A 21,523-nucleotide genomic window follows, 5' to 3' on the forward strand; every position below is an offset into this window, starting at 1 on the left:
TGCGACCCACCCCCGACTCGCCCCCGACTCGCCTCAAGAAGAATCCCACCCCATCTGACCAGGAGCTCTCCGTGAAGGATGCCTTCGGCGCCCCGCAGTCCCTGCTCGTCCTCGGCGGCACCTCCGAGATCGCCCTGGCCACCGCGCGCCGGCTGATCGCCCTGCGCACCCGCCGGGTCTGGCTGGCCGGGCGCCCCTCCCCCGCCCTGGACGCGGCCGCCGCCGAACTGCGCGGGCGCGGGGCCGAGGTGCACACCGTCGACTTCGACGCGCTGGACTCCGCCTCCCACGAGGCCGCCCTCGGCAAGGTCTTCGCGGAGGGCGACATCGACGTGGTGCTGATGGCGTTCGGGGTCCTCGGCGATCAGGCGCGGGACGAGGAGGAGCCGATGGCCGCGGTCCGGGTCGCCCAGACCAACTACACGGGGGCGGTCTCCGCCGGGCTGGTGTGCGCCGGCGCACTGCAGGCGCAGGGGCACGGTTCGCTGGTGGTGCTGTCCTCGGTGGCCGGGGAGCGCGCCCGGCGCGCGGACTTCATCTACGGCTCCAGCAAGGCGGGGCTCGACGCGTTCGCCCAGGGGCTCGGTGACGCGCTCCAGGGGACCGGGGTGCAGGTGATGGTGGTGCGGCCGGGGTTCGTCCGGACCCGGGCCACGGCGGGGCTGCCGGAGCAGCCTCTCGCGACCGGGCCCGAGGAGGTCGCGGAGGCGATCGTGACGGGGCTGCGGCGGCGCTCGGAGACCGTGTGGGTGCCCGGTTCGCTGCGGGTGGTGATGGCGGCGCTGCGGCATGTGCCGCGCCCGCTGTTCCGCCGCCTGCCCGTCTAGGGCGCCCGACCCCGGGTTCTCAGGGCCGCAGCGACGGGGCCGAGGACGACGCCTCGATGGTGTAGCCGCCCTGGGCGGGGACGGCGGGCGCGCCGCCGCCTCCGCCGAACGGGAAGTCGCGGAGCTTGCGCCAGACGGCGTCCGGGCCCTGCTCGTACAGCGCGAAGGAACCGCAGGTCCAGGCGGCCTCGTAGTCGGCGAGTTCCTCGTACGCCCGGTCCATGGCCTCCTCGGCGATGCCGTGGGCCACGGTGACGTGCGGGTGGTACGGGAACTGGAGCTCGCGGACCAGGGGCCCGGAGGCGTCCCGGACCCTCTTCTGGAGCCAGGAGCAGGCCGAGGCGCCCGCGACGACCTGGACGAAGACGACCGGCGAGAGCGGGCGGAAGGTGCCGGTGCCGGAGAGCCGCATCGGGAACGGCCGGCCGGCCGTGGCGATCGTCTCCAGGTGCGCCTCGATCGCGGGCAGGTCCGCCGCGTCCGCCTCCGTCGGCGGGAGCAGGGTGACGTGGGTGGGAATGCCGTAGGCGGCAGGGTCCCCGAAGCTCGCGCGGCGTTCCTGGAGCAGGCTGCCGTAGGGCTCCGGGACCGCGATCGAAACGCCGAGCGTTACGGTCCCCACGTCGTTCTCCTCCGTCGTCGATGGTCGGTTTTCGGTCAGGCCGCGCGGGCCGGGTGTCCGGCCCGCGCGTTCCGCCGCAAGTGTGACCCCTGCGGCCATGATCTCGCCAGGGTCCTTGGACTCAGTGCTTCGCGGGCAGGAAGCCCATCCGGTCGTACGTCTGTGCCAGCGTCTCCGCGGCGACCGCCCTGGCCTTCTCCGCTCCCTTGGCCAGGATGGAGTCCAGCGTCTCCGGGTCGTCCAGATATTCCTGGGTGCGAGCCCGGAAGGGAGTGACGAATTCCACCATGGCTTCGGCCAGGTCGGTCTTGAGCGCGCCGTACCCCTTGCCCTCGTAACTGCGTTCCAGATCGTCCACCGGACTGCCCGAGAGGGTGGAGAGGATCGTGAGCAGGTTGCTGACGCCCGGCTTCTTCTCCTCGTCGAAGCGGATCACCGTGTCCGTGTCGGTGACGGCGCTCTTCACCTTCTTGGCGGTGGCCTTCGGGTCGTCGAGGAGGTTGATGAGGCCCTTCGGCGTGGAGGCCGACTTGCTCATCTTCACCGCCGGGTCCTGGAGGTCGAAGATCTTCGCCGTCTCCTTGAGGATGTACGGCGCGGGGACGGTGAACGTCTGGCCGTACCGGCCGTTGAACCGCTCGGCGAGGTCGCGGGTCAGCTCGATGTGCTGGCGCTGGTCCTCGCCCACCGGGACCTGGTTCGCCTGGTAGAGCAGGATGTCGGCGACCTGGAGCACCGGGTAGGTGAAGAGGCCGACGGTGGCCCGGTCGGCGCCCTGCTTGGCGGACTTGTCCTTGAACTGCGTCATGCGGGAGGCCTCGCCGAAGCCGGTGAGGCAGTTCATCACCCAGCCGAGCTGGGCGTGCTCGGGCACATGGCTCTGGACGAAGAGCGTGCAACGCTCGGGGTCCAGGCCGGCCGCCAGCAGCTGCGCCACCGCGAGCCGGGTGTTGGCCCGCAGCTCGGCGGGGTCCTGCGGGACCGTGATCGCGTGGAGGTCGACGACCATGTAGAAGGCGTCGTGGCTCTCCTGCAGCGCCACCCACTGGCGCACCGCGCCCAGGTAGTTGCCGAGGTGGAACGAGCCTGCGGTGGGCTGGATCCCGGAGAGCACGCGCGGACGGGCGGCCGCACCGGTGCGGCCCGTCTGCGGCTGGTCGGTGGGGAGCGAAGGGCGATCAGAGGCCATGGCCCCATTGTCTCAGGTGCCCGGGGCATCTCCGGCAGCCGGTGCGGGGCGGGAAGGGCGCGTCACCGCACGGTCCCGGAGCACGGGAGCGCACGGCTGAGACGAACCCCACATTCCGGCGCGCCCCGCGTACGACGGCGGGCGCGCCGCCGGACGAAGGTTTCCCGGCGCGAGGTGCGGCCGACGATACAAAGTGGGCACCACCCGCCGCCCAGCCGCACGACGAACGGAGATCCCGTGTCGACCACGGAAACCGCCATCGCCTCCGCCGAGGCGCACAGCGCGCACAACTACCACCCGCTGCCGGTCGTCGTGGCCTCGGCCGAGGGCGCCTGGATGACCGATGTCGAGGGCCGTCGCTACCTCGACATGCTCGCCGGTTACTCGGCGCTCAATTTCGGCCATGGCAACCGCCGGCTCATCGACGCGGCCAAGGCCCAGCTGGACCGCGTCACGCTGACGTCCCGGGCCTTCTACCACGACCGGTTCGCCGAGTTCTGTACGGAGCTGGCGGCGCTGTGCGGCATGGAGACGGTGCTGCCGATGAACACCGGGGCGGAGGCGGTGGAGACGGCGGTGAAGACCGCCCGCAAGTGGGGCTACCGGGTCAAGGGCGTACCGGACGGCATGGCCAAGATCATCGTGGCCTCGGACAACTTCCACGGGCGTACGACGACGATCGTCAGCTTCTCCACCGACCCGGAGGCGCGAGCCGACTTCGGCCCGTACACCCCGGGCTTCGAGATCGTGCCGTACGGGGATCTCACCGCGATGCGGGAGGCGATGACCGAGAACACCGTGGCGGTGCTGATCGAGCCGATCCAGGGCGAGGCGGGGGTGCTGGTGCCGCCGGCCGGCTACCTCCCCGGCGTACGGGAGCTGACCCGCGAGCGGAACGTGCTGTTCGTCGCGGACGAGATCCAGTCGGGTCTGGGCCGGACCGGGAAGACGTTCGCGCTGGACCACGAGGGTGTGGTGCCGGACATGTACGTGCTCGGCAAGGCGCTGGGCGGCGGGGTGGTGCCGGTCTCCGCGGTGGTCTCGTCGGCGGATGTGCTGGGGGTGTTCCGGCCCGGTGAGCACGGCTCCACGTTCGGCGGGAACCCGCTCGCGTGCGCGGTGGCGCTGGAGGTGGTCGCGATGCTGCGGACCGGCGAGTACCAGCAGCGGGCGGCCGAGCTGGGCGACCATCTGCACCGGGAGCTGGGCCTGTTGACCGGCGGCGGCGCGGTGGAGGCGGTGCGCGGCCGGGGACTGTGGGCGGGCGTGGACATCGCCCCGGCGCTGGGCACCGGCCGGGAGATCTCGGAGAAGCTGATGGAGGAGGGGGTGCTGGTGAAGGACACCCACGGCTCGACGATCCGGATCGCCCCGCCTCTGGTGATCTCCAAGGAGGACCTGGACTGGGGCCTGGACCGGCTGCGTACGGTGCTGAGCGCCCGGTAGAAAGCGCCGGTCCTCAGAGGATGACGTGGGGCAGGAAGCGGGCGTACTCGTCCGTGACCGGCCCCGCCGACTCCCGGATGCCGAGCCCCGCCGCCTCGTCCTCGACGGTCCACGCGCCGAGCACCACCCGGTTGCCGTCGACCTCGGGCAGCGGGGCCAGCTCCTGGTAGCAGCACGGCTCGTCGCGCGGGACGGCCGGGGAGCCGGGGCCGTGCAGGTCGACCCCGGCGCCCTCGCGGCCGAGCAGCGGCTTGGAGACGTACCCCGCCCCGCCGGGTCCGGCCAGCTCGCGCGGTCCGTCGAGGTAGGCGGGCAGCAGGTTCGGGTGGCCGGGGTACAGCTCCCAGAGGATCGCCAGCAGCGCCTTGTTGGAGAGCAGCATCTTCCAGGCGGGCTCGATCCAGCAGGTGGTGCCGGAGCCGCCCCCGTTGTCGAGGGTGTCCAGGACCTGCGGACCGAAGCGGTCGGTGGCCAGCCACTCCCAGGGGTAGAGCTTGAAGCAGCTGCGGATGAAGCGCAGCCGGTCGTCGACGAACCGGCCCGAGAGCCGCTCCCAGCCGATCTCCTCGACGGAGAGCGCGTGTGTCTCCAGACCGGCCTGGTCGGCGGTCTCGCGGAGATACGCGACCGTCATCAGGTCCTCGCCGAGCTCGTCGCCGTCGGAGTGGACGAAGTGCAGCGGGCCCGGCGGCAGCAGGGGCGCCTGCCGCTTCCAGGCGTCGACCAGCCGCTCGTGCAGGGAGTTCCACTGGTCGGCGCCGGGGAACCGGTCCTCCATCCAGAACCACTGGGCACTGGCCGCCTCCACCAGCGAGGTGGGGGTGTCGGCGTTGTACTCCAGCATCTTCGCCGGGCCGCTCCCGTCGTACCGCAGGTCGAACCGCCCGTACACGGAGGGCAGTTCGGCGCGTCGGCGCCAGGACTCGGCGACGAGCGCGGCCAGCCGGGGGTCGGTGATGCCGAGGGCGGCGAACCGGTCGTGCTCGACGATGTGCGCGGCGGCGGCCAGGCTCATCGCGTGCAGTTCCTCGACGACCTCCTCCAGCGCCTCGACCTCGGGCAGTGAGAAGACGTAGTAGGCGCTCTCGTCCCAGTACGGGCGCAGCGAGTCGTCCGGGTAGCGGGTGAGCGGGTAGACGACGCCCTGCGACTCCACGGTCTCCTGCCAGCCGGGGCGCGGCTCGATCGTGCGGCGCTCCATCGCGGCTCAGCCCCCGCCGGACTTCGAGCAGCCGAAGCCGCCCCGGTCGACGGCGGACTTGTCGAAGCTGCCGCCCTGCACCTTGCCGTCGTAGCTGCTGGTGCTGCCGCCGTAGTAGTACGAGCCCCGGCCGCCGCCGGAACCGCCCGAGCCACCGCTGCCGCCGCCGCGGCACTCGGAGCTGGGCAGCGGCTCGCGGGTCGTGCGGTCGGCGCAGCGCTTGTCCGGCTCCGAGCCGCAGGATGTGATCGTCAGGGCGAGCAGCCCCATGCCGCCGAGCACGACCGTGCTCGACCTCAGCCTTCGTCCGGCCATGTTCGGTTTCTCCCCCGTGGTACGCGTTCGGATCCGGCTCTCTCGTACGTGCTGGGTGCAACCGGATCTCTTGTCAGAATAGTTCGACGTACGGCCGGTTCGAAACCCGCGTACGGGCACGGTCCTGCGACAGGCCCTACGGCAGCACCCGGCACAGGACGTCCAGCGAGCCCGCCCATGCGCTCTCGGAGGGCGAGCCGTAGCCGATCACCAGGGCGTCGCGGGTGGCCGGGGCGTCCGGGTGGCGGTAGCGGGCGAGGCCCTCCAGTGCCAGGCCCTGGAAGGCCGCCGCCTGGATCACCGAACGCTCGGCTCCCGCGGGGAGTTCGAGGACCGCGTGCAGCCCGGCCGCGATCCCGCTGACCTCGATGCCGGGAGCCCGGTCGGCGAGCGCCGCGACGAGCTGGTCGCGGCGGCGGCGGTAGCGCAGCCGCATGGAGCGCACATGCCGGTCGTACGCCCCCGAGGCGATGAACTCCGCGAGGGTCAGCTGGTCGGGCGAGCCGGAGACCCGGTCGGCCAGGCCCTTCGCCGCCACCACCTCGCCGACCAGGTGCCGGGGCAGCACCATCCAGCCCAGCCGGAGCCCCGGGGCCAGCGACTTGCTGGCGGTGCCGAGATAGACCACCCGTTCCGGGTCGAGGCCCTGGAGCGCCCCCACCGGCTGCCGGTCGTAGCGGAACTCCCCGTCGTAGTCGTCCTCCAGGATCAGCCCGCCGGTGGACCGGGCCCAGTCGACGGCGGCGGCCCGCCGGTCCGGGTGCAGCGGTACGCCGGTGGGGAACTGGTGCGCCGGGGTCAGCAGGACCGCCCCCGCGCCGCGCAGCCCGGCCAGGTCGCCGGTCCGGGAGCCGTGCTCGTCCAGCGGCAGGCACGGGATGCGCAGCCCGGCGTCGGCGAGGAGGTTCGTATGGAGGTCGAGCCCGTACGACTCGACGGCGACCTCCCGGACCCGGCGGCCGCGCAGCACCCGGCCCAGCAGCGCGAGGCCGTGCGCGAAGCCGGCGCAGATCACGATGCGCTCCGGGTCGGCGTACACCCCCCGGGCCCGCGCCAGATACTCGGCCAGCACGGTGCGCAGTTCGGCACGGCCCTGCGGGTCGCCGTAGCCGAAGACCTCGTCGGGCGCGGCGGTGAGCGCCTTGCGGGCGGCCTTGAGCCAGGCGGTGCGCGGGAAGCCGGACAGATCGGGCGTGCCGGGCTTCAGGTCGTACCCGGCGCCGGTCCTGGCCGGCCGGGCGGGGGCCGCCGCCGGGTCGGTGCGGCGCGGCGCGGACCGCTGGGCGACCCGGGTGCCCGAGCCCTGGCGGGCGGTGAGCCAGCCCTCGGCGACCAGTTCGGCGTAGGCGTCGGCGACCGTGTTGCGGGCGACGCCCAGGTCGGCGGCGAGCGCCCGGGAGGACGGCAGCCGGGTGCCGGGGGCGAGGCGGCCGGTGCGCACCGCCTCCCGCAGCGCCTCCATCAGCCCGCTGCGCAGCCCCTGCCCGACCGGCTCCAGATGCAGGTCCGCGCCGAAAGTGGCCCAGGAATCCGTCATACCAATGGACCATACCGGCGGGCCATCGGGGCCGTAACGTCGTCCTCATGACCACCACGCACGCACACCACCACGCCCCCGCCGACCTCGCCCCCGAGGAGCCGCAGCGGATCTCCGTCTCCCAGCTGCTCCCGGACGTCTACAAGGCGATGGTCCGGCTCGACATCGCCGCCCGCCAGGGGCTGGACCCCGTCCTGGTCGAGCTGGTGAAGATCCGCGCCTCGCAGCTCAACCAGTGCGCGTTCTGCCTGGACATGCACAGCAAGGACGCGCTCGCGGCGGGCGAGTCCGCCGAGCGGATCGTGCAGCTGAGCGCCTGGCGGGAGTCACGGCACTTCTACACGGAGAAGGAGCTGGCGGCGCTCGCGCTGACCGAGGCGGTCACCGTGCTCACCGACGGCTTCGTCCCGGACGAGGTGTACGCGGAGGCCTCCAAGCACTTCGAGGAGACCGAGCTGGCCCAGCTGATCGCGGCGATCACCGTGATCAACGCCTGGAACCGGTTCGGCGTCACCGGCCGGCTGACCCCCGGCCACTACACGCCGGGCGACTTCAAGAGCTGACCACGCGCGAGCGCCCCCGGCAGCAGCTGCTGCCGGGGGCGCTCGACGTACTACGGGTGCGGGTGCTGCCGCGGCTCAGATGAGGCCGAGCTCGCGGACCGCGTCGCGCTCCTCGGTGAGCTCCTTGACCGACGCGTCGATGCGCGCGCGGGAGAACTCGTTGATGTCCAGGCCCTGGACGATCTCGTACTTGCCGTCCTTCGTGGTGACCGGGAAGGACGAGATGATGCCCTCGGGGACGCCGTAGGAGCCGTCCGACGGGATACCCATCGAGGTCCAGTCGCCCTCGGCGGTGCCGTTGACCCAGGTGTGGACGTGGTCGATGGCGGCGTTGGCGGCCGAGGCGGCGGAGGACGCGCCACGGGCCTCGATGATCGCGGCGCCGCGCTTGGCGACGGTCGGGATGAAGGTGTCGGCCAGCCACACCTCGTCGTTGACGACCTCGGCGGCGTTCTTGCCGGCGATCTCCGCGTGGAAGATGTCCGGGTACTGGGTGGCCGAGTGGTTGCCCCAGATCGTCAGCTTCTTGATGTCGGAGACGGCGGCGCCGGTCTTGGCGGCCAGCTGCGAGATCGCGCGGTTGTGGTCCAGGCGGGTCATCGCGGTGAAGCGCTCGGCCGGTACGTCCGGGGCGGCGGCCTGAGCGATGAGCGCGTTGGTGTTGGCCGGGTTGCCGACGACGAGGACCTTGATGTCGTCCGCGGCGTGGTCGTTGATGGCCTTGCCCTGCGGCTTGAAGATGCCGCCGTTGGCCGCGAGCAGGTCGCCGCGCTCCATGCCCTTGGTGCGCGGGCGGGCACCGACCAGCAGGGCGACGTTCGCACCGGCGAAGCCGACGTTCGGGTCGTCGGTGATCTCGATGCCGCGCAGCAGCGGGAAGGCGCAGTCGTCGAGCTCCATGGCGGTGCCCTCGGCGGCCTTGAGGCCCTGTGGGATCTCCAGGAGGCGCAGGTTGACCGGCACGTCCGGGCCGAGCAGGTGGCCGGAGGCGATGCGGAAGAGCAGCGCGTAGCCGATCTGGCCGGCTGCGCCGGTCACGGTGACATTCACGGGAGTGCGGGTCATGGCGGTCTCCGTTAGACAGCTGGCGGTGGGGGTCCCGGCCCCCAGGACCTGTCGTCCCTGGTGCCGGACCCTGGTGCTGGACACCTCTTCCGCCCGGCCCGGCCTGACGACCAATCTTGACGTGAAGAGATTTCCAGCGGTCAGGCTATCGGACCCGGCCGGGCCGGACCGCCCGCCCCCCTGTGGCACCGCACACAACCGGTCACGCACCGCACGCGTGTGCGGTGCGTGCGCGCTCGCGGTGCGTACGTGCTCGCGTCCGTGCGGCGGCGGCCCGGGCCCGCGTCACTCGCCCGGGCCGGTGCAGCCCTTCGTGCCGGAGGTGAGCGTGGCGCAGGCCTTCGCGTCGGACGCCTTCTTCACCGCGACCATCGGGGTGTACGCGTCGGTGTCCCCCATGACCTCGCCGCCCTGGGGGTCCGCACCCCCGGTGATCTGCACGGTGTCGCCGATCGCCGCCTCGGTGAGGCGGGCCCAGGCGGCGGAGCAGACCTTGCTGTAGCGGACCTCGACCTTTGCGCCGCCGACCACGGCGCTGGCCACCGTACGGGCGAACTCGCCGCCGCAGCCCATCGCCTCGGGGTCCTGCCCGGCGCAGTCCGCACCGCTGCACTCGACGCCCACGGGCAGCTCGGGGGCCTCCGTGGTGGGGGTCGCCTTCGGGGACGGCGTCGCCTTGGCGGTGTCGTCACCGCCCGGCGCGAGCAGCACCGCGCCGACCACGACGATCAGCGCGCCGACGGCCCCGACGGCGAGCATGACGCCCTTCCCGCGCCCTCCGGGGGTCTTGCCGGAGCCGGTGCCACGCGCGCTCCTGCCGGAGCCGCTGTCGGCGCCCGCCGCCGCGTTCCGCTCCTGCCGCCGCCCGCCCTGCTGCGGCACGCCGTCGTGCGGACGGTCCTGCCGGCGGGCGGGGCCCGGTGCGCTGCCGCGCTGGGCGGGGACGATGAGCTGGCGCGTGTCGTCGTCGCCGGGCTCGTAGGCCCCGCCGACGCCCGGGGACTTGCTCCGGGTGTCGCGGGGCGGGGCGGTCGTGCCGAGCTCGCCGAGCGCGGCACGGGCCTGCGTGATGCGGATGGCCTCCATGGTCATGTCGTGGCGCATCTCGGCCCGGCTCCAGGCCCGCTCCGCCAGCTCCCACATGGTCGTGAGGTGGTGCTGCGGGGTGCCCGTCACCTCGGCGAGCGCCACGACGGCGCCGCGCGGGGCGAGCAGCCGCCCGTTGAGATACCGCTCCCAGGACGTCTTGCTGTAACCCGTGCGGTCGGCCACGGCGTTGATGTTCAGACCGCTGCGGTCGACGAGTCGGCGCAGCTGGCTGGCGAACTCCCTGATCTGCGGGTCGAGCTCTTCGGGCAGTGCCTTCCAACGAGGCATGGCGTTTCCCTTCCCCCCTCATGTCCCCCGGACGTGCTTGCTGTACCCCGCTGCGACCGGTGCTCCGGCCCGCACTTCTTCCGGTCCGTCCGCCGTCGGTCCGTTCCGGACCGTCGAGTGGACTACCCACGAGGATGCGCGAAGCCAGGGTGTCAGTTCCTGCCGAGGGGGCGCACGGGAGCATTCGGGACGGGGTACGCATCTTCACGCGCCTCGAACACTGCGCCGGTCCTTGCCCGGCCACTGCTCTGCCTGCTCCGTGCCGCTCGGTGTGCCGTGACAGTCTGCCATCGTTGCGCGGCGATCACACCGTGCCGGAATGGTCACTTCCGTGCCACAGGCCACAGTGAGCGCTTGTTCCCGTCTTTCATGTCCATGACGCTGGATTCAGGACGGGGGCAAGGTCGCCCATCTCGCCACATACCGGGGCTTCTTGCCCGGTGACCCCGTTCCACCGTGGTGTCCGTCCCCCCTCGGGGGTGGGGACGGCCACCACGGGCACGCTCTGGGGCCCTGAGGCCCTGAGCATGCGAGGCCCTAGCGGATCGTGAAGCGGACCGCGTCCTCCAGGATCGGGACGTCGAGCCACGGTGCGGGCTGGGCGACCAGGGCGAGCAGCACGATCAGGGTGCCCATCACCCCGTAGGTGACGAGGTCGGTGAAGCGGGACCGTACCGCCAGCATCCCGACCGAGGGCACCACCCAGCGCAGCACGGCACCGGCGATCAGCGCGCCGCCGATCAGGATGGTGCCGAAGCGGAACGCCTGGTCGAACGGGTCCAGGGCCACGATCAACAGGCCGAGGCCCGCCGCGCAGAGCACGGTGAGCAGCGGCCACTGCCGGGCCGGGGCGGGCGCGTCGCCGGGCGCCGCCCGGCCACCGCCCTCGGGCCGGGCCGTGTCCCGGGTGAACCGCGGGAACCGCCGCGACCGGCGGGGCCGCGCGGCCGGCGCGGGGCCGTCGGCCGGCGCGGCGTCGCTCTGCCCGGCGGATTCGCCGGAGCCACCCGAGCCGCCGGATCCGCCCTGCCCGTCGGCGGCCTCGTCGCGACCGCCCTGCCCGTCGGCGGCCTCGCCGGGAGCGGGGGCTTCGGACGCGGAGGCTTCGGACGCGGGGGGTTCGGACGCGGGGGCTTCGGAAGCGCCCTCGTCGCGGCCCCTCCGCCCGTCGGTCTCGGCCCGGTCCGGCCCGTCCGGCTCGTCCGTCGTCCGGTCCGCCGGGGCGGGGTCGGCCGGGCTCCTGCCAGCACCCATGGGGTTCCCTCCGGATCCGGCCGTCAGCCCGCGGCGGCGGCGTCGGCGGCCTCGGCGGCGGCCCGCTCGGCCGCCTCGACGACGTTGACCAGCAGCTGCGCCCGGGTCATCGGGCCGACACCCCCGGGGTTCGGGGCGACCCAGGCGGCCACCTCACGGACCCCCGGGTGCACATCGCCGACGATCTTGCCGTCCGCGTCCCGGCTGACGCCGACGTCGAGCACGGCCGCGCCCGGCTTCACGTCCTCCGGCTTGATCAGGTGCTGCACACCCGCGGCGGCGACGATGATGTCGGCCTGGCGCAGGTGGGAGGAGAGGTCCCGGGTGCCGGTGTGGCACTGGGTCACCGTGGCGTTCTCCGACTTACGGGTCAGCAGCAGCGGGATGGACCGGCCGATGGTGACGCCGCGTCCGACGACCACGACGTGCGCCCCGTTGATCTCGACACCGTGCGCGCGCAGCAGCTGGACGACGCCCTGCGGGGTGCAGGGCAGCGGGCCGGTCTCGTTGAGCACGAGGCGGCCGAGGCTCATCGGGTGCAGGCCGTCGGCGTCCTTCGCCGGGTCCATCAGCTCCAGGACCCGGTTGGTGTCGATGCCCTTGGGCAGCGGCAGCTGGACGATGTAGCCGGTGCACTCCGGGTTGGCGTTCAGCTCCCGGACGACGTCCTCGATCTCCTCCTGGGTGGCGGTGTCGGGGAGTTCGCGCTGGATGGAGCCGATGCCGACCTGGGCGCAGTCACGGTGCTTGCCGTTGACGTACCACCGGCTGCCCGGGTCGTCCCCGACGAGCAGGGTTCCGAGGCCGGGAGTGATCCCCTGGGCCTTGAGGGCCGCCACACGGACGGTCAGATCGGATTTGATCGCGGCAGCGGTGGCCTTGCCATCGAGAATCTGGGCAGTCATGGGCCCATCCTCGCGGATGACCCCGCCCGCATACCAATTGCCGGCGCCACGCCCGTACAGGACATTGCACTTGCACAACGTCCGGGGCCCCGGACTGGACAAACGAGGGTTCCGCTTATAACGATGAAGGCCGCGGTTGTACGGGGGGCGGGCCGCTGATCGATGTCCTTCCTCCGTGTGGCCATCTCGTCCCCACACGTCTGTTGAAGGAACACCCCTTATGAGCTTCGGCGACCCGAACAACCCGTACGGGCAGCAGCCCGGCCAGCCTCCCCAGGGCCCGCCGCAGGGACAGCCCGGTTACGGCTACCCGCAGCAGGCTCCGCAGGGTGTCCCGCCGCAGGGCTACGGCTACCCGCAGCAGCAGCCCGGCTATCCCCAGCAGCAGCCCGGCCAGCCGTACGGCGCGTACCCGCAGCAGCCGGGTTACGGCGGCCAGCAGCCCGGTTACGGCGGCGGCATGCCGGAGCTGGCCCACTGGGGTCTGCGGGCGGGCGGGCTGATCATCGACGGCCTCGTCATCGGCCTCCCGTACGGCATCCTCGTCGGCATCGGCGGCGCCATGGGTGACGCGGCGGGCGGCTTCATCGCGCTGCTCGGCGTCCTGCTGATGATCGGTCTCGCCATCTGGCAGCTGTACCAGGAGGGCACCACCGGCCAGACGATCGGCAAGAAGGCCGTGGGCATCCGCCTGCTGCGCGAGGCCGACGGCCGTCCGCTCGGCTTCGGCATGGCCTTCGTCCGCCGCCTGGCCCACTTCCTGGACAGCCTCGCCTGCTACATCGGCTGGCTCTGGCCGCTGTGGGACGAGAAGAAGCAGACGTTCGCGGACAAGGTCTGCTCGTCCGTGGTCGTCAAGGCCAACTGAAGCTCCTTGCCGGACTCTTCCGGACATGCCGCGAGGGCCGCACCCGATCACGGGGTGCGGCCCTCGCGGCATGTCGAGGGGCTCCGCTCAGCCGTCGCGCACGCCGGGGATCCTGTCCGGCTCCGGTGTCGTGCGCTCCATCACCACGAAGCTGCCGCCCCGGTGCTTGAGCCGGTAGCGCGCCTCCGGGTGCAGCTGCTCGGCGTACGCCACCGGGTCCTGGATCGGGCGGGACCAGCCGAAGTCCAGGTTGATGGCGACGATGTCGGGGGCGGTGCCGGGGGCTCCGCCGACCCAGTAGACGGTGCGGTCGGAGGTGAGGTGGGCCATCAGCGTGATGTCCGTCTCGACCCGCGACCCGGCCGGGATGGCGTCCAGCGCTGCCCGGGCCGCCTGGCTGCGGGCGTCGTCGGTGCGGTAGGTCTCCGGGCGCAGCAGATCGCGCAGCGGCAGGTGCTGGGTCATCGCAACGGCGATCGCCGCGGCGACGGGTACGGCGACCTTGGCGTACGAGGCGAGCCAGGGGCGGTGCGATCCGCGGCTGCGGCGGACGCCGTCGGCCAGCGCGAGGAAGAGCACCGGCATGAGGATCGCGCTGTAGTGCCAGACCATGCCCCAGTGGTTGCTGTCCTGCGAGAGCAGCCGCCAGCCGAGCGTCGGGACGATCAGCAGCGTCAGCGGTGAACGCAGCGCCATGAACGCGGTGATGCCGATCAGGAAGACCAGCATCTCGATCTTGACGGAGGAGTTGAGGACGCCGAGGACGGAGTCCAGCATCGAGACGTCCTGCTCGCCGTTCTTGTCGATCTTCGTCCAGTAGTCGTAGCGGCCGGCGCTGCTGGCCGCCGGGATGAGGACGACGAGGGTGACGACGAAGGCGGCGACCCCGAAGGCGGCGAGCAGCGCGCCCTGGAGGCGGCGGCCGTACACGAAGAGCAGGAAGCCGACGACGGCGACGGTCGCGCCGAGGTCCTCCTTGACCAGGACGAGCGGGAGCGACCAGAGCAGGGCGGCCGTGTACCGCTTCAGGAGCAGGGCCCGGCAGACGAGGGCCAGCAGCGGTACGGCGAACGCGATCTCGTGGAAGTCGGCCTTCACCGCTTCCTGGATGCCCCAGGAGAGTCCGTACGCGACGGTGACGCAGAGGCCGGAGCGCCCGCCGAGGATCTGCTGGGTGGTGCGGCCGACGATGACCGCGCCCAGGGCGAACAGCGCGGCCTGGGCGAACAGCAGGGACTCGGCGGACGGCCAGATCCAGTACAGCGGGGCGAGCAGCGCCACGATCGGGGAGAAGTGGTCCCCGAGGATCAGATAGCCGGGGCCCTTGATGTCGACGACCGGCGCGTCGAACCCCGCGTACGCCCGGACCTCCTGCTCGAAGATCCCCAGGTCCCAGGAGGGCGAGCCGAAGCGGGCGTACTGGAAGTAGGAGTAGAGGAAGTAGAGCGCGCACAGGATCGCGCCGGCGATGAGGTACGGGCGCAGGGGTACGCGGCCGGCGGGGGCGTCCGGGCCCGTGCTCGGGGATGTGCCTGCCGGGCGGGTGTCCGGGGCGGCGTCGGGCCCCGGGCCCTGGGCGGGCAGGCGCCCCGGCTCCGACCGGTCCGTTCCACTCTTGTTCAGCTCAAGCACGGTGACTGTCCCTGCTGGGGATTGCTACGGCCGTGTCATTAGAACAGAGCGGCGAGCGGATTCCGTACGACGGACACGACGGCGGGCGCACCCCCGGGAAGGGGTGCGGCCGCCGTCGGACGCCTTGGAGATCAGTGGAAGAAGTGGCGCGTGCCCGTGAAGTACATGGTCACGCCCGCCTTCTTCGCGGCCTCGACGACCAGCTCGTCGCGGACGGATCCGCCGGGCTGGACGACGGCCTTGATACCGGCGGCCGTGAGGATCTCCAGGCCGTCGGGGAACGGGAAGAACGCGTCGGACGCGGCGTAGGAACCGGCGGCCCGCTCCTCGCCCGCCCGCTCGACGGCGAGCTTGGCGGAGTCGACCCGGTTGACCTGGCCCATGCCGACGCCGACCGACGCGCCGTCCTTGGCGAGCAGGATCGCGTTGGACTTGACCGCGCGGCTCGCCTTCCAGGCGAAGGCCAGCTCCTTCAGCTCGGCCTCGGTCAGCGCCTCGCCGGTGGCGAGCGTCCAGTTGGCCGGGTCGTCGCCGTCGGCCTGGAGGCGGTCGGCGACCTGGAGCAGGGCGCCGCCGTCGATCGGCTTGACCTCGAACGCGGCGGTGGGCGCCTCGGGGGCGCGCAGCACCCGGATGTTCTTCTTGCGGGCCAGCACCTCGACGGCGCCGTCCTCGTAGGCCGGGGCGACGATGACCTCGGTGAAGATCTCCGCGACCTGCTCGGCCAGCTCGACCGTCACCGGGCGGTTGACGGCGATGACGCCGCCGAACGCGGAGAGCGGGTCGCAGGCGTGCGCCTTGCGGTGCGCCTCGGCGACGTCGGCGCCGATCGCGATCCCGCACGGGTTGGCGTGCTTGATGATCGCGACGCAGGGCTCGGCGTGGTCGTGGGCGGCGCGGCGGGCGGCGTCGGTGTCCGTGTAGTTGTTGTAGGACATCTCCTTGCCGTGCAGCTGCTCGGCCTCGGCGAGGCCGCCGTCACCGGAGGTGTAGAGCGCGGCGGGCTGGTGGGGGTTCTCGCCGTAGCGCAGGACGCTCTTGCGCGTGTACGTGTCGCCGAGGAACTCGGGGAGGCCCGAGTCGCCGTCGGCGGCGTAGTCGGCCGCGAACCAGGAGGCGACGGCCACGTCGTAGGCGGCGGTGTGCTGGAACGCCTCGGCGGCGAGCCGCTTGCGGGCGGTCAGGTCGAAGCCGCCGGCCTGCACGGCCGCGAGGACGTCCGCGTACCGCTCGGGGCTCGTGACCACGGCCACGGACGGGTGGTTCTTGGCGGCGGCGCGGACCATCGAGGGGCCGCCGATGTCGATCTGCTCGACGCACTCGTCGTCGGAGGCGCCCGAGGCGACCGTCGCCTTGAACGGGTAGAGGTTCACCACGACCAGGTCGAAGGGCTCGACGCCCAGCTCGGCGAGCTGCTCGCGGTGGGCGTCCAGCCGGAGGTCGGCGAGGATGCCCGCGTGGACACGGGGGTGCAGCGTCTTGACGCGGCCGTCCAGGCACTCGGGGAAGCCGGTGAGCTCCTCGACCTTGGTGACCGGGACTCCGGCGGCGGCGATCTTCCCGGCGGTGGAGCCGGTGGAGACGAGTTCGACGCCCGCCTCGTGCAGACCGCGGGCGAGGTCTTCGAGCCCCGTCTTGTCGTAGACACTGACCAGGGCGCGGCGGATGGGCTTATTCACCGACATGACCGAGATGAACCTTTCGTCCCTCAATGCGATGGCCGTCACGGGCGATCCGCCCCACGGCCTCGACGAGCAGCGAGCGCTCGACTTCCTTGATGCGTTCGTGGAGGGCGGCTTCGCCCTCCGGGGTGTCCTCCTCGGTCACCTCGACCACGCCCTGCGCGATGATCGGACCGGTGTCGACACCGTCGTCGACGAAGTGGACGGTGCAGCCCGTGACCTTGACGCCGTACGCGAGTGCGTCACGCACCCCGTGGGCGCCGGGGAAGCTGGGCAGCAGGGCGGGGTGGGTGTTGACGGTCCGGCCACCGAAGGCGGCGAGGAACGCCGGACCGACGATCTTCATGAAACCGGCGGAGACGACGAGGTCGGGACGGTGCGCGGCGACCTCTGCGGCGAGCGCCTCGTCCCACTCGGCGCGGGTCGCGTGGTCCTTGACCCGGCACACGAACGTGGGGATTCCGGCCCGCTCCGCACGCTCCGCGCCACCGGTCCCGAAGCGGTCGGCGCCGACCGCGACGATCCGCGCCCCGTACCCCTCGGGGTCGTCGCCGATGGCGTCCAGGAGCGCCTGGAGATTCGTACCGGATCCGGAGACCAGCACGACCAGCCGGGCGGGAGAGGCGGGGGTGGGCGGGGAGGCCACGTCGGGGCCCTTTCTCACGTGATGACCGCGTGGTGACGCAGGTGCGGCATGCTCTTTGTAGGGTCGTACGAAGCAATCGCCTCGCCCGATACGGGGAACCCTACGAACGGGCCGACCGTCAGCAACGATACCGGCACACCCGACGGCCCCCACGGGACGGGGGCGTGACCGGGAGGTAGCGTCAGGGGGCAGCGATCCGTCCACCGGGCGGACCGAATCGTCCTTCGGGCGGACGAATCCGTCCCTGCGGGCGGAAGAACCGCCCTCGCGGGCGGACATGACGAGATGGGGAAGACGTTCACCACATGCCGGACCGACGCCGTCGCACCGCCTTCCGCTTCCCCCTCCCGGAGCGGTCCGCTCTGCTGATGCGGGAACGCCAGTCCTCGTCGCCGGACTCCGGTTCCGCCGGGAAGCCGCAGGAGGAGAACCCCTTCGCCGCGCCGCCCGCGGACCGGCCGGACCAGCCGTGGCAGCCGCGCCGCCCCTCCGCGTCCCCCGACCGGGGGTCGGACGAGCAGGACGACAGCGGCTCCGGTTCCGGTTCCGGCGACCGCCCGGCCTGGGGCAGCCAGTGGAGCGACCGGCAGCCCGGCCGGGGCAGCGGCGGCTTCGGCGGCCGCCCCGGGAACGGCGCGGGCGGCCCGGGCGGCAAGGGCGGGAACGACCGCGGCCCGGGCGGACTGCGCTGGGACCCGACCGACCCGGCACAGCGGCGCGCCCGCTACGCGGCGCTCGGCGGCATGTGGGCCTTCTTCTTCGCCCTCTTCGACTTCCCGGAGATCGCCCTGCTGCTGGGCGCGCTCGCGACGTACTGGGCGATCAGCGCGCTCCGCACTCCGCTGAAGAACGCCTCCGCCGCGGACCGTACGGCGGTGGACAGCGGCTCGGCGGGTACGCCCGCCGACCCCGCTGCGCCCGCGTCGCCCGCCTCACCTTCGACAGTCAGCAGCAGGCATCACACCACGACGGCGGTCGGCGGTCTGGTGACCGCGCTGCTGGCGCTGCTCATCGTGGGCACGTCGTTCACCGTGCAACTGGTCTACCGCGACTACTACACGTGCGTGAACGACGCCCTGACCAAGTCCGCCTCGGTGGCCTGCAACGACAAGCTGCCGAAGCCGCTGGAGCCGTTCTTCGGCGTCAAGGAGTAGCAGCCGGACCGCCCGGATCGGCGGACTCGGTCCGATCGGCTCGACCGGCCGTGCGGTCGGCGGGGAAGTCGGCCATGAGTCCGCCGGAGCCCTGCTTCAGGGAGGCCCAACGGGCCTCCCTGTTCGCTTTCCCGTGCCAGGGGTCGGTCGGCAGGAAGTCGTACGGCTCGAAGCCGGGGGTCGCTTCGGGTGCCGGGTCGGGGGCCGGTACGGAGGAAGCGGCCGGGGACGCGGGGCCGGCCGGCTCCGCTTCGCCGTCCTCGCCCGCCGTCGCGCGCCGCGCACGCCAGGGTGCCCACCACCGGCGCGTACGCCCGGGAACAGCACCGTCCTCCTCCGCCGCTTCCTCCGCCTCGGGCTCCGGGGGCTCGTCCGCTTCCGGTACGTCCCTGCGCCAGGCCCAGCCAGGCGTACGCAGCCGCCACAGGCGCAGCAGCAGGGCGGCCGGTACGCCGATGGCGGCCGTCCACACCAGTGCCGCCGGGCCGGTCAGCCACCACACCGGGCCGAACACTCTCAGCGCCCCGGTCCCGATCGGCCCGCCGGCCACCGCCGTGAGCAGCGCCGTTCCCGCGCCGCACCCGAGCGCGGCGAGCAGGGTCACCAGTACCGTCTCGCGCGGGCTCCAGGCCCGGGCGCGGGGAGCGTCGGCGGGCGCGGCCCTGCGCGCGGTGAACCAGGCGACCGCCAGCGCGGCCGCCACCGGCACCGCGAGGGCCGCCCAGTTCGGCAGGGCGCCCGGCCCCTGGTCCGGCACCGCCGCCAGCAGGGGGAAGCGGGGCAGCGCGGGGGTTCCGTCGAGGCCCAGCGGGGTGGCGGTGGCCCCCGTACCGAGCGAGAAGCCCGGCCCGAGCCCGTACGCCGCCCCCCACAGCGCGGCGTTCGGCGCGAGCGCGGCGGCCAGCAGGAGTACGGCGATGCGCCCCGTCCAGTCGCCCGCGAGCCCGAGGAACGCGTCCTGGGCCGCCCCCGCGTTCCGGCCGAGCGCGACCGCGACCAGCAGCGCGCCGCCGCCGAGCAGCACCGTCAGGCCCGCCGCCGCCGACCGGAACGTCGCCTCGGTCCGCTGCCGGAAGAGCGTCCGCGCGACGGCCTCCTGGACCACCAGGGGCGACCAGGACGGCGCGGGCCCGAACGGCCGCCCGGCCGCCGTCCACACCCCGGCGGCCGCCGCACCGGCCACGACCAGCGCCACCGGGAACGCCAGCGTGTCCGGGTCCGCGTGGAGCGGGCCGCCCCGCGCACAGGCCGCCGCACCCGCGACGACCAGCAGATATCCGGCGGTCACCGCACAGAACGCGCCCACCCGCGAGGGCCCGCCCGACCTCTCCCGCCACTCCGCCCGCGCCTCGTCCCGTGCCCCTTCCTGCGGCTCCTGCGACTCCGCCGCGTCACGCGCCGCGCGGTGGGCCAGCCAGACCGGGCCCAGCACGAGCAGCAACGGAACCATGCCGACGGGCGCGGGGACGCCGCTCAGAGTGTCGGGCCGCACGAGTCCGGCGCCGTGCGCGAGCAGCCAGACCCCGGCCGCCGCGCGCAGCGCCCCGCCCGGTCCGCTGTCCGGGTACGGGGAGCTGATCCACACCACCATGACCAGCACCGTCAGCGACCCGAGGCCGAGCCCGGCGGCGACGGCACCCTTCACCAGGGCGGAGGCCAGGGCGAGGGTGCGGTTCCGCCGCACCGTCACCTGCGGGCTGCGTTGCGTCATTTGGGTCACACGGCTCATGCTGCCAACGACACGCGCTTATTTCGCGTAACGCGCGAAGAGCCGCCGTGTCGCTCAATATACGTTTATGTACTTTTTCACCCAGCGCGGTGCTGCCGGGGGTCGTCCATGACCCGGAGCACGACCGACGAGGCCGCCGTGCCGCCGCTGCCCTCCCCCAAGGAGCGCCGCAGACTGCGCAAGGCGAAATCGTTGAGCGAGGATGAGGTGGCGGCGGCGGTCGGCGTCACGCGCGCCACCGTGCGCTCCTGGGAGACGGGGCGCACAAGCCCGCGCGGACGCAAGCGCGCGCTGTACGCCAAACTCATCGCCCCCGAACCGGCGGTGAAGCCCACTGCGAAGCCCACGGCGAAGCCCACCGTGGTGACCGCGAAGGCGGCAACGGCCGGGGCGCGCCCTGCGGCGGACCGCCCCACCGCCGAGCCGGCGGCAGCCCCGGCGGCAGCCCCGGCGGCGACCGACCCGCCCGAGGCCCCGCCCCTGGCTGAGGCCCCGCCCCCGCCTTCGGACCCGGGCGCCGGTGCCGGGACGGCCGACGGGCCGAGCCGCGCGCCGGAGGCTCCCGGCCGGCCGAGCGGCGCGGCGGAGGCGCCCGGTGAACGGCGCACCTCCCCCGCCGAGGCGTTCGGTGAGCGGCGCACCTCCCCCGCCGAGGCGTTCGACGAGCTGTACGCCCGCACCGCCCCCGGCCTCGTCCGGCAGACCTACCTGCTGAGCGGCCGACGCGCCCTGGCCCGCGAATCCGTCGAGCGCGCCTTCGAACTGGCCTGGCAGCGCTGGCCCGAGGTGGCCGTCGACCGGGATCCGGCCGGCTGGGTGCGCGCGGCGGCGTACGAGTACGCGATGTCGCCCTGGCACCGGCTGCGCCGCACGCACCGGCACCCCGACGCCCCGCCCACGGAGCCGGGCAAGCGGGCGCTGTTCGACGCGCTGCTCGACCTGCCCCCGGCCTACCGGCGCACGCTGCTCCTGTACGACGGGGTCGGCCTGGACCTGCCGGAGACCGCAGCCGAGACGGAGGCCAGCACCCTGGCGGCGGCGGGCCGTCTGATGACCGCCCGCGCCGCCGTCGCCGAGCGGCTGCCCGAGCTGGCCGAGGCCGACTCGCCCGCCGAGCAGTCGGCCCTGCTGCACGACCGGCTCGGCGGCCTCGCCCGCGCCGAGCACGTACCCGTACCGCGGCCGGCCCGTGCCGTGCGCACCGGCAGCGAGAACAAGGCCAGGCTGTGGACCCGGGCCGCCGTCGCGGGCGTCGCGCTGCTCATCGCGGTGACCGGGCTGACCCTGCACACCGCGCCCACCCACTACGAGCAGCCGATCTCGCCCCCGGAACGGGTCGGGGGCGTACCGCCGCGCGGTGGTCCGCAGAAGCTCACGGCGCAGGATCTGAAGCTGCAGAAGTCGCTGGGCGAGCAGTTGGCACACGGCCCGGAACGGCTGGTGCCGGAACTCCGCTGAGACCGGTGGCCGATGACGTACGCGAACGGCGCGGGCCCGCACCCCTGATGGAC

19 protein-coding genes are annotated in these 21,523 nt (G+C 73.2%); 6 read left to right on the forward strand and 13 right to left on the reverse strand.

Features of this window, described 5'->3' with window-relative positions; genetic code table 11:
* Positions 1 to 71: 71 nt before the first annotated feature.
* A complete protein-coding gene (dprE2, locus tag IE140_RS03480; protein ID WP_093443246.1) occupies positions 72 to 827 on the forward strand; it encodes a decaprenylphospho-beta-D-erythro-pentofuranosid-2-ulose 2-reductase in 756 nt (251 codons plus the stop codon).
* A gap of 19 nt (positions 828 to 846) precedes the next feature.
* On the opposite strand, the gene IE140_RS03485 is transcribed toward dprE2, so the two are convergent.
* Entirely contained in the window at positions 847 to 1,449 is a 603-nt protein-coding gene (locus IE140_RS03485; RefSeq protein ID WP_032783933.1) for a 2'-5' RNA ligase family protein, read from the reverse strand.
* A gap of 121 nt (positions 1,450 to 1,570) precedes the next feature.
* Positions 1,571 to 2,563: a tryptophan--tRNA ligase gene (trpS, locus tag IE140_RS03490; protein ID WP_093443260.1), complete on the reverse strand. Its 993-nt coding sequence runs from the start codon at positions 2,561 to 2,563 to the stop codon at positions 1,571 to 1,573.
* 312 nt (positions 2,564 to 2,875) lie between these two features.
* Between trpS and rocD the strand changes: the two genes are divergently transcribed.
* Positions 2,876 to 4,084 (forward strand): ornithine--oxo-acid transaminase, encoded by a 1,209-nt coding sequence (gene rocD, locus IE140_RS03495; protein ID WP_093443248.1) that lies wholly within the window; start codon positions 2,876 to 2,878, stop codon positions 4,082 to 4,084.
* Between the two features lie 13 nt (positions 4,085 to 4,097).
* Here the strand turns inward: rocD and IE140_RS03500 are convergent, their stop codons facing one another.
* The 3 genes from IE140_RS03500 to pdxR form a co-directional block, all read right to left on the reverse strand.
* Entirely contained in the window at positions 4,098 to 5,285 is a 1,188-nt protein-coding gene (locus IE140_RS03500; RefSeq protein ID WP_150193635.1) for a glutathionylspermidine synthase family protein, read from the reverse strand.
* A 6-nt stretch (positions 5,286 to 5,291) separates the two neighbouring features.
* Positions 5,292 to 5,600 carry a hypothetical protein gene (locus tag IE140_RS03505; RefSeq protein ID WP_093443252.1) on the reverse strand — a complete coding sequence of 103 codons (309 nt, stop codon included), beginning with the start codon at positions 5,598 to 5,600 and terminating at the stop codon, positions 5,292 to 5,294.
* Between the two features lie 136 nt (positions 5,601 to 5,736).
* The gene (pdxR, locus tag IE140_RS03510; protein WP_150193636.1) at positions 5,737 to 7,137 is read right to left on the reverse strand and encodes a MocR-like pyridoxine biosynthesis transcription factor PdxR; all 1,401 of its coding nucleotides are present in this window, start codon (positions 7,135 to 7,137) and stop codon (positions 5,737 to 5,739) included.
* A 47-nt stretch (positions 7,138 to 7,184) separates the two neighbouring features.
* Here pdxR and IE140_RS03515 point away from each other — a divergent pair, with 47 nt between their 5' ends.
* Positions 7,185 to 7,700 (forward strand): carboxymuconolactone decarboxylase family protein, encoded by a 516-nt coding sequence (locus IE140_RS03515; RefSeq protein ID WP_150193637.1) that lies wholly within the window; start codon positions 7,185 to 7,187, stop codon positions 7,698 to 7,700.
* Positions 7,701 to 7,775: 75 nt separating this feature from the next.
* On the opposite strand, the gene IE140_RS03520 is transcribed toward IE140_RS03515, so the two are convergent.
* From IE140_RS03520 to IE140_RS03535, 4 genes are all read right to left on the reverse strand, one after another.
* A complete protein-coding gene (locus IE140_RS03520) occupies positions 7,776 to 8,765 on the reverse strand; it encodes a malate dehydrogenase (protein ID WP_030798693.1) in 990 nt (329 codons plus the stop codon).
* Positions 8,766 to 9,050: 285 nt separating this feature from the next.
* Entirely contained in the window at positions 9,051 to 10,142 is a 1,092-nt protein-coding gene (locus IE140_RS03525; RefSeq protein ID WP_150193638.1) for a helix-turn-helix domain-containing protein, read from the reverse strand.
* A 537-nt stretch (positions 10,143 to 10,679) separates the two neighbouring features.
* Entirely contained in the window at positions 10,680 to 11,396 is a 717-nt protein-coding gene (locus IE140_RS03530) for a DUF3017 domain-containing protein (protein WP_150193639.1), read from the reverse strand.
* Between the two features lie 23 nt (positions 11,397 to 11,419).
* Positions 11,420 to 12,301: a bifunctional methylenetetrahydrofolate dehydrogenase/methenyltetrahydrofolate cyclohydrolase gene (locus tag IE140_RS03535; RefSeq protein ID WP_010058645.1), complete on the reverse strand. Its 882-nt coding sequence runs from the start codon at positions 12,299 to 12,301 to the stop codon at positions 11,420 to 11,422.
* A 220-nt stretch (positions 12,302 to 12,521) separates the two neighbouring features.
* Between IE140_RS03535 and IE140_RS03540 the strand changes: the two genes are divergently transcribed.
* Positions 12,522 to 13,169 (forward strand): RDD family protein, encoded by a 648-nt coding sequence (locus tag IE140_RS03540; protein ID WP_150193640.1) that lies wholly within the window; start codon positions 12,522 to 12,524, stop codon positions 13,167 to 13,169.
* Between the two features lie 87 nt (positions 13,170 to 13,256).
* On the opposite strand, the gene IE140_RS03545 is transcribed toward IE140_RS03540, so the two are convergent.
* From IE140_RS03545 to purN, 3 genes are all read right to left on the reverse strand, one after another.
* Entirely contained in the window at positions 13,257 to 14,801 is a 1,545-nt protein-coding gene (locus IE140_RS03545) for a DUF2079 domain-containing protein (protein ID WP_109179845.1), read from the reverse strand.
* A 131-nt stretch (positions 14,802 to 14,932) separates the two neighbouring features.
* Positions 14,933 to 16,486, reverse strand: a complete 1,554-nt coding sequence (gene purH, locus IE140_RS03550) for a bifunctional phosphoribosylaminoimidazolecarboxamide formyltransferase/IMP cyclohydrolase (RefSeq protein ID WP_093444728.1) — start codon at positions 16,484 to 16,486, stop codon at positions 14,933 to 14,935.
* On the reverse strand, positions 16,473 to 17,129 hold the full coding sequence (gene purN, locus IE140_RS03555; RefSeq protein ID WP_032763816.1) for a phosphoribosylglycinamide formyltransferase: 657 nt from the start codon (positions 17,127 to 17,129) through the stop codon (positions 16,473 to 16,475). Before purN ends, purH begins: the two co-directional genes overlap by 14 nt.
* Positions 17,130 to 17,434: 305 nt before the next feature.
* Between purN and IE140_RS03560 the strand changes: the two genes are divergently transcribed.
* On the forward strand, positions 17,435 to 18,283 hold the full coding sequence (locus tag IE140_RS03560; RefSeq protein ID WP_109179843.1) for a hypothetical protein: 849 nt from the start codon (positions 17,435 to 17,437) through the stop codon (positions 18,281 to 18,283).
* On the opposite strand, the gene IE140_RS03565 is transcribed toward IE140_RS03560, so the two are convergent.
* Entirely contained in the window at positions 18,273 to 19,994 is a 1,722-nt protein-coding gene (locus tag IE140_RS03565) for a cell division protein PerM (RefSeq protein WP_150193653.1), read from the reverse strand. The two genes, IE140_RS03560 and IE140_RS03565, sit on opposite strands and share 11 nt — an antisense overlap.
* Positions 19,995 to 20,120: 126 nt before the next feature.
* Between IE140_RS03565 and IE140_RS03570 the strand changes: the two genes are divergently transcribed.
* A complete protein-coding gene (locus IE140_RS03570) occupies positions 20,121 to 21,470 on the forward strand; it encodes a helix-turn-helix domain-containing protein (RefSeq protein ID WP_189460046.1) in 1,350 nt (449 codons plus the stop codon).
* The last annotated feature ends 53 nt before the right edge of the window (positions 21,471 to 21,523 follow it).

Origin of the sequence: Streptomyces parvus (assembly GCF_014648875.1) — a bacterium.
Lineage (GTDB): Bacteria > Actinomycetota > Actinomycetes > Streptomycetales > Streptomycetaceae > Streptomyces > Streptomyces parvus.

What these genes read in the sequence shown, in the direction of transcription:
- IE140_RS03500 (WP_150193635.1), bottom strand. Translation starts at nt 5,285, where the DNA reads ATGGAGCGCCGCACGATCGAGCCGCGCCCCGGCTGGCAGGAGACCGTG.
- IE140_RS03505 (WP_093443252.1), bottom strand. Translation starts at nt 5,600, where the DNA reads ATGGCCGGACGAAGGCTGAGGTCGAGCACGGTCGTGCTCGGCGGCATG.
- pdxR (WP_150193636.1), bottom strand. Translation starts at nt 7,137, where the DNA reads ATGACGGATTCCTGGGCCACTTTCGGCGCGGACCTGCATCTGGAGCCG.
- IE140_RS03515 (WP_150193637.1), top strand. Translation starts at nt 7,185, where the DNA reads ATGACCACCACGCACGCACACCACCACGCCCCCGCCGACCTCGCCCCC.
- IE140_RS03520 (WP_030798693.1), bottom strand. Translation starts at nt 8,765, where the DNA reads ATGACCCGCACTCCCGTGAATGTCACCGTGACCGGCGCAGCCGGCCAG.
- IE140_RS03525 (WP_150193638.1), bottom strand. Translation starts at nt 10,142, where the DNA reads ATGCCTCGTTGGAAGGCACTGCCCGAAGAGCTCGACCCGCAGATCAGG.
- IE140_RS03530 (WP_150193639.1), bottom strand. Translation starts at nt 11,396, where the DNA reads ATGGGTGCTGGCAGGAGCCCGGCCGACCCCGCCCCGGCGGACCGGACG.
- IE140_RS03535 (WP_010058645.1), bottom strand. Translation starts at nt 12,301, where the DNA reads ATGACTGCCCAGATTCTCGATGGCAAGGCCACCGCTGCCGCGATCAAA.
- IE140_RS03540 (WP_150193640.1), top strand. Translation starts at nt 12,522, where the DNA reads ATGAGCTTCGGCGACCCGAACAACCCGTACGGGCAGCAGCCCGGCCAG.
- purH (WP_093444728.1), bottom strand. Translation starts at nt 16,486, where the DNA reads ATGTCGGTGAATAAGCCCATCCGCCGCGCCCTGGTCAGTGTCTACGAC.
- IE140_RS03560 (WP_109179843.1), top strand. Translation starts at nt 17,435, where the DNA reads ATGCCGGACCGACGCCGTCGCACCGCCTTCCGCTTCCCCCTCCCGGAG.
- IE140_RS03565 (WP_150193653.1), bottom strand. Translation starts at nt 19,994, where the DNA reads ATGACGCAACGCAGCCCGCAGGTGACGGTGCGGCGGAACCGCACCCTC.
- IE140_RS03570 (WP_189460046.1), top strand. Translation starts at nt 20,121, where the DNA reads ATGACCCGGAGCACGACCGACGAGGCCGCCGTGCCGCCGCTGCCCTCC.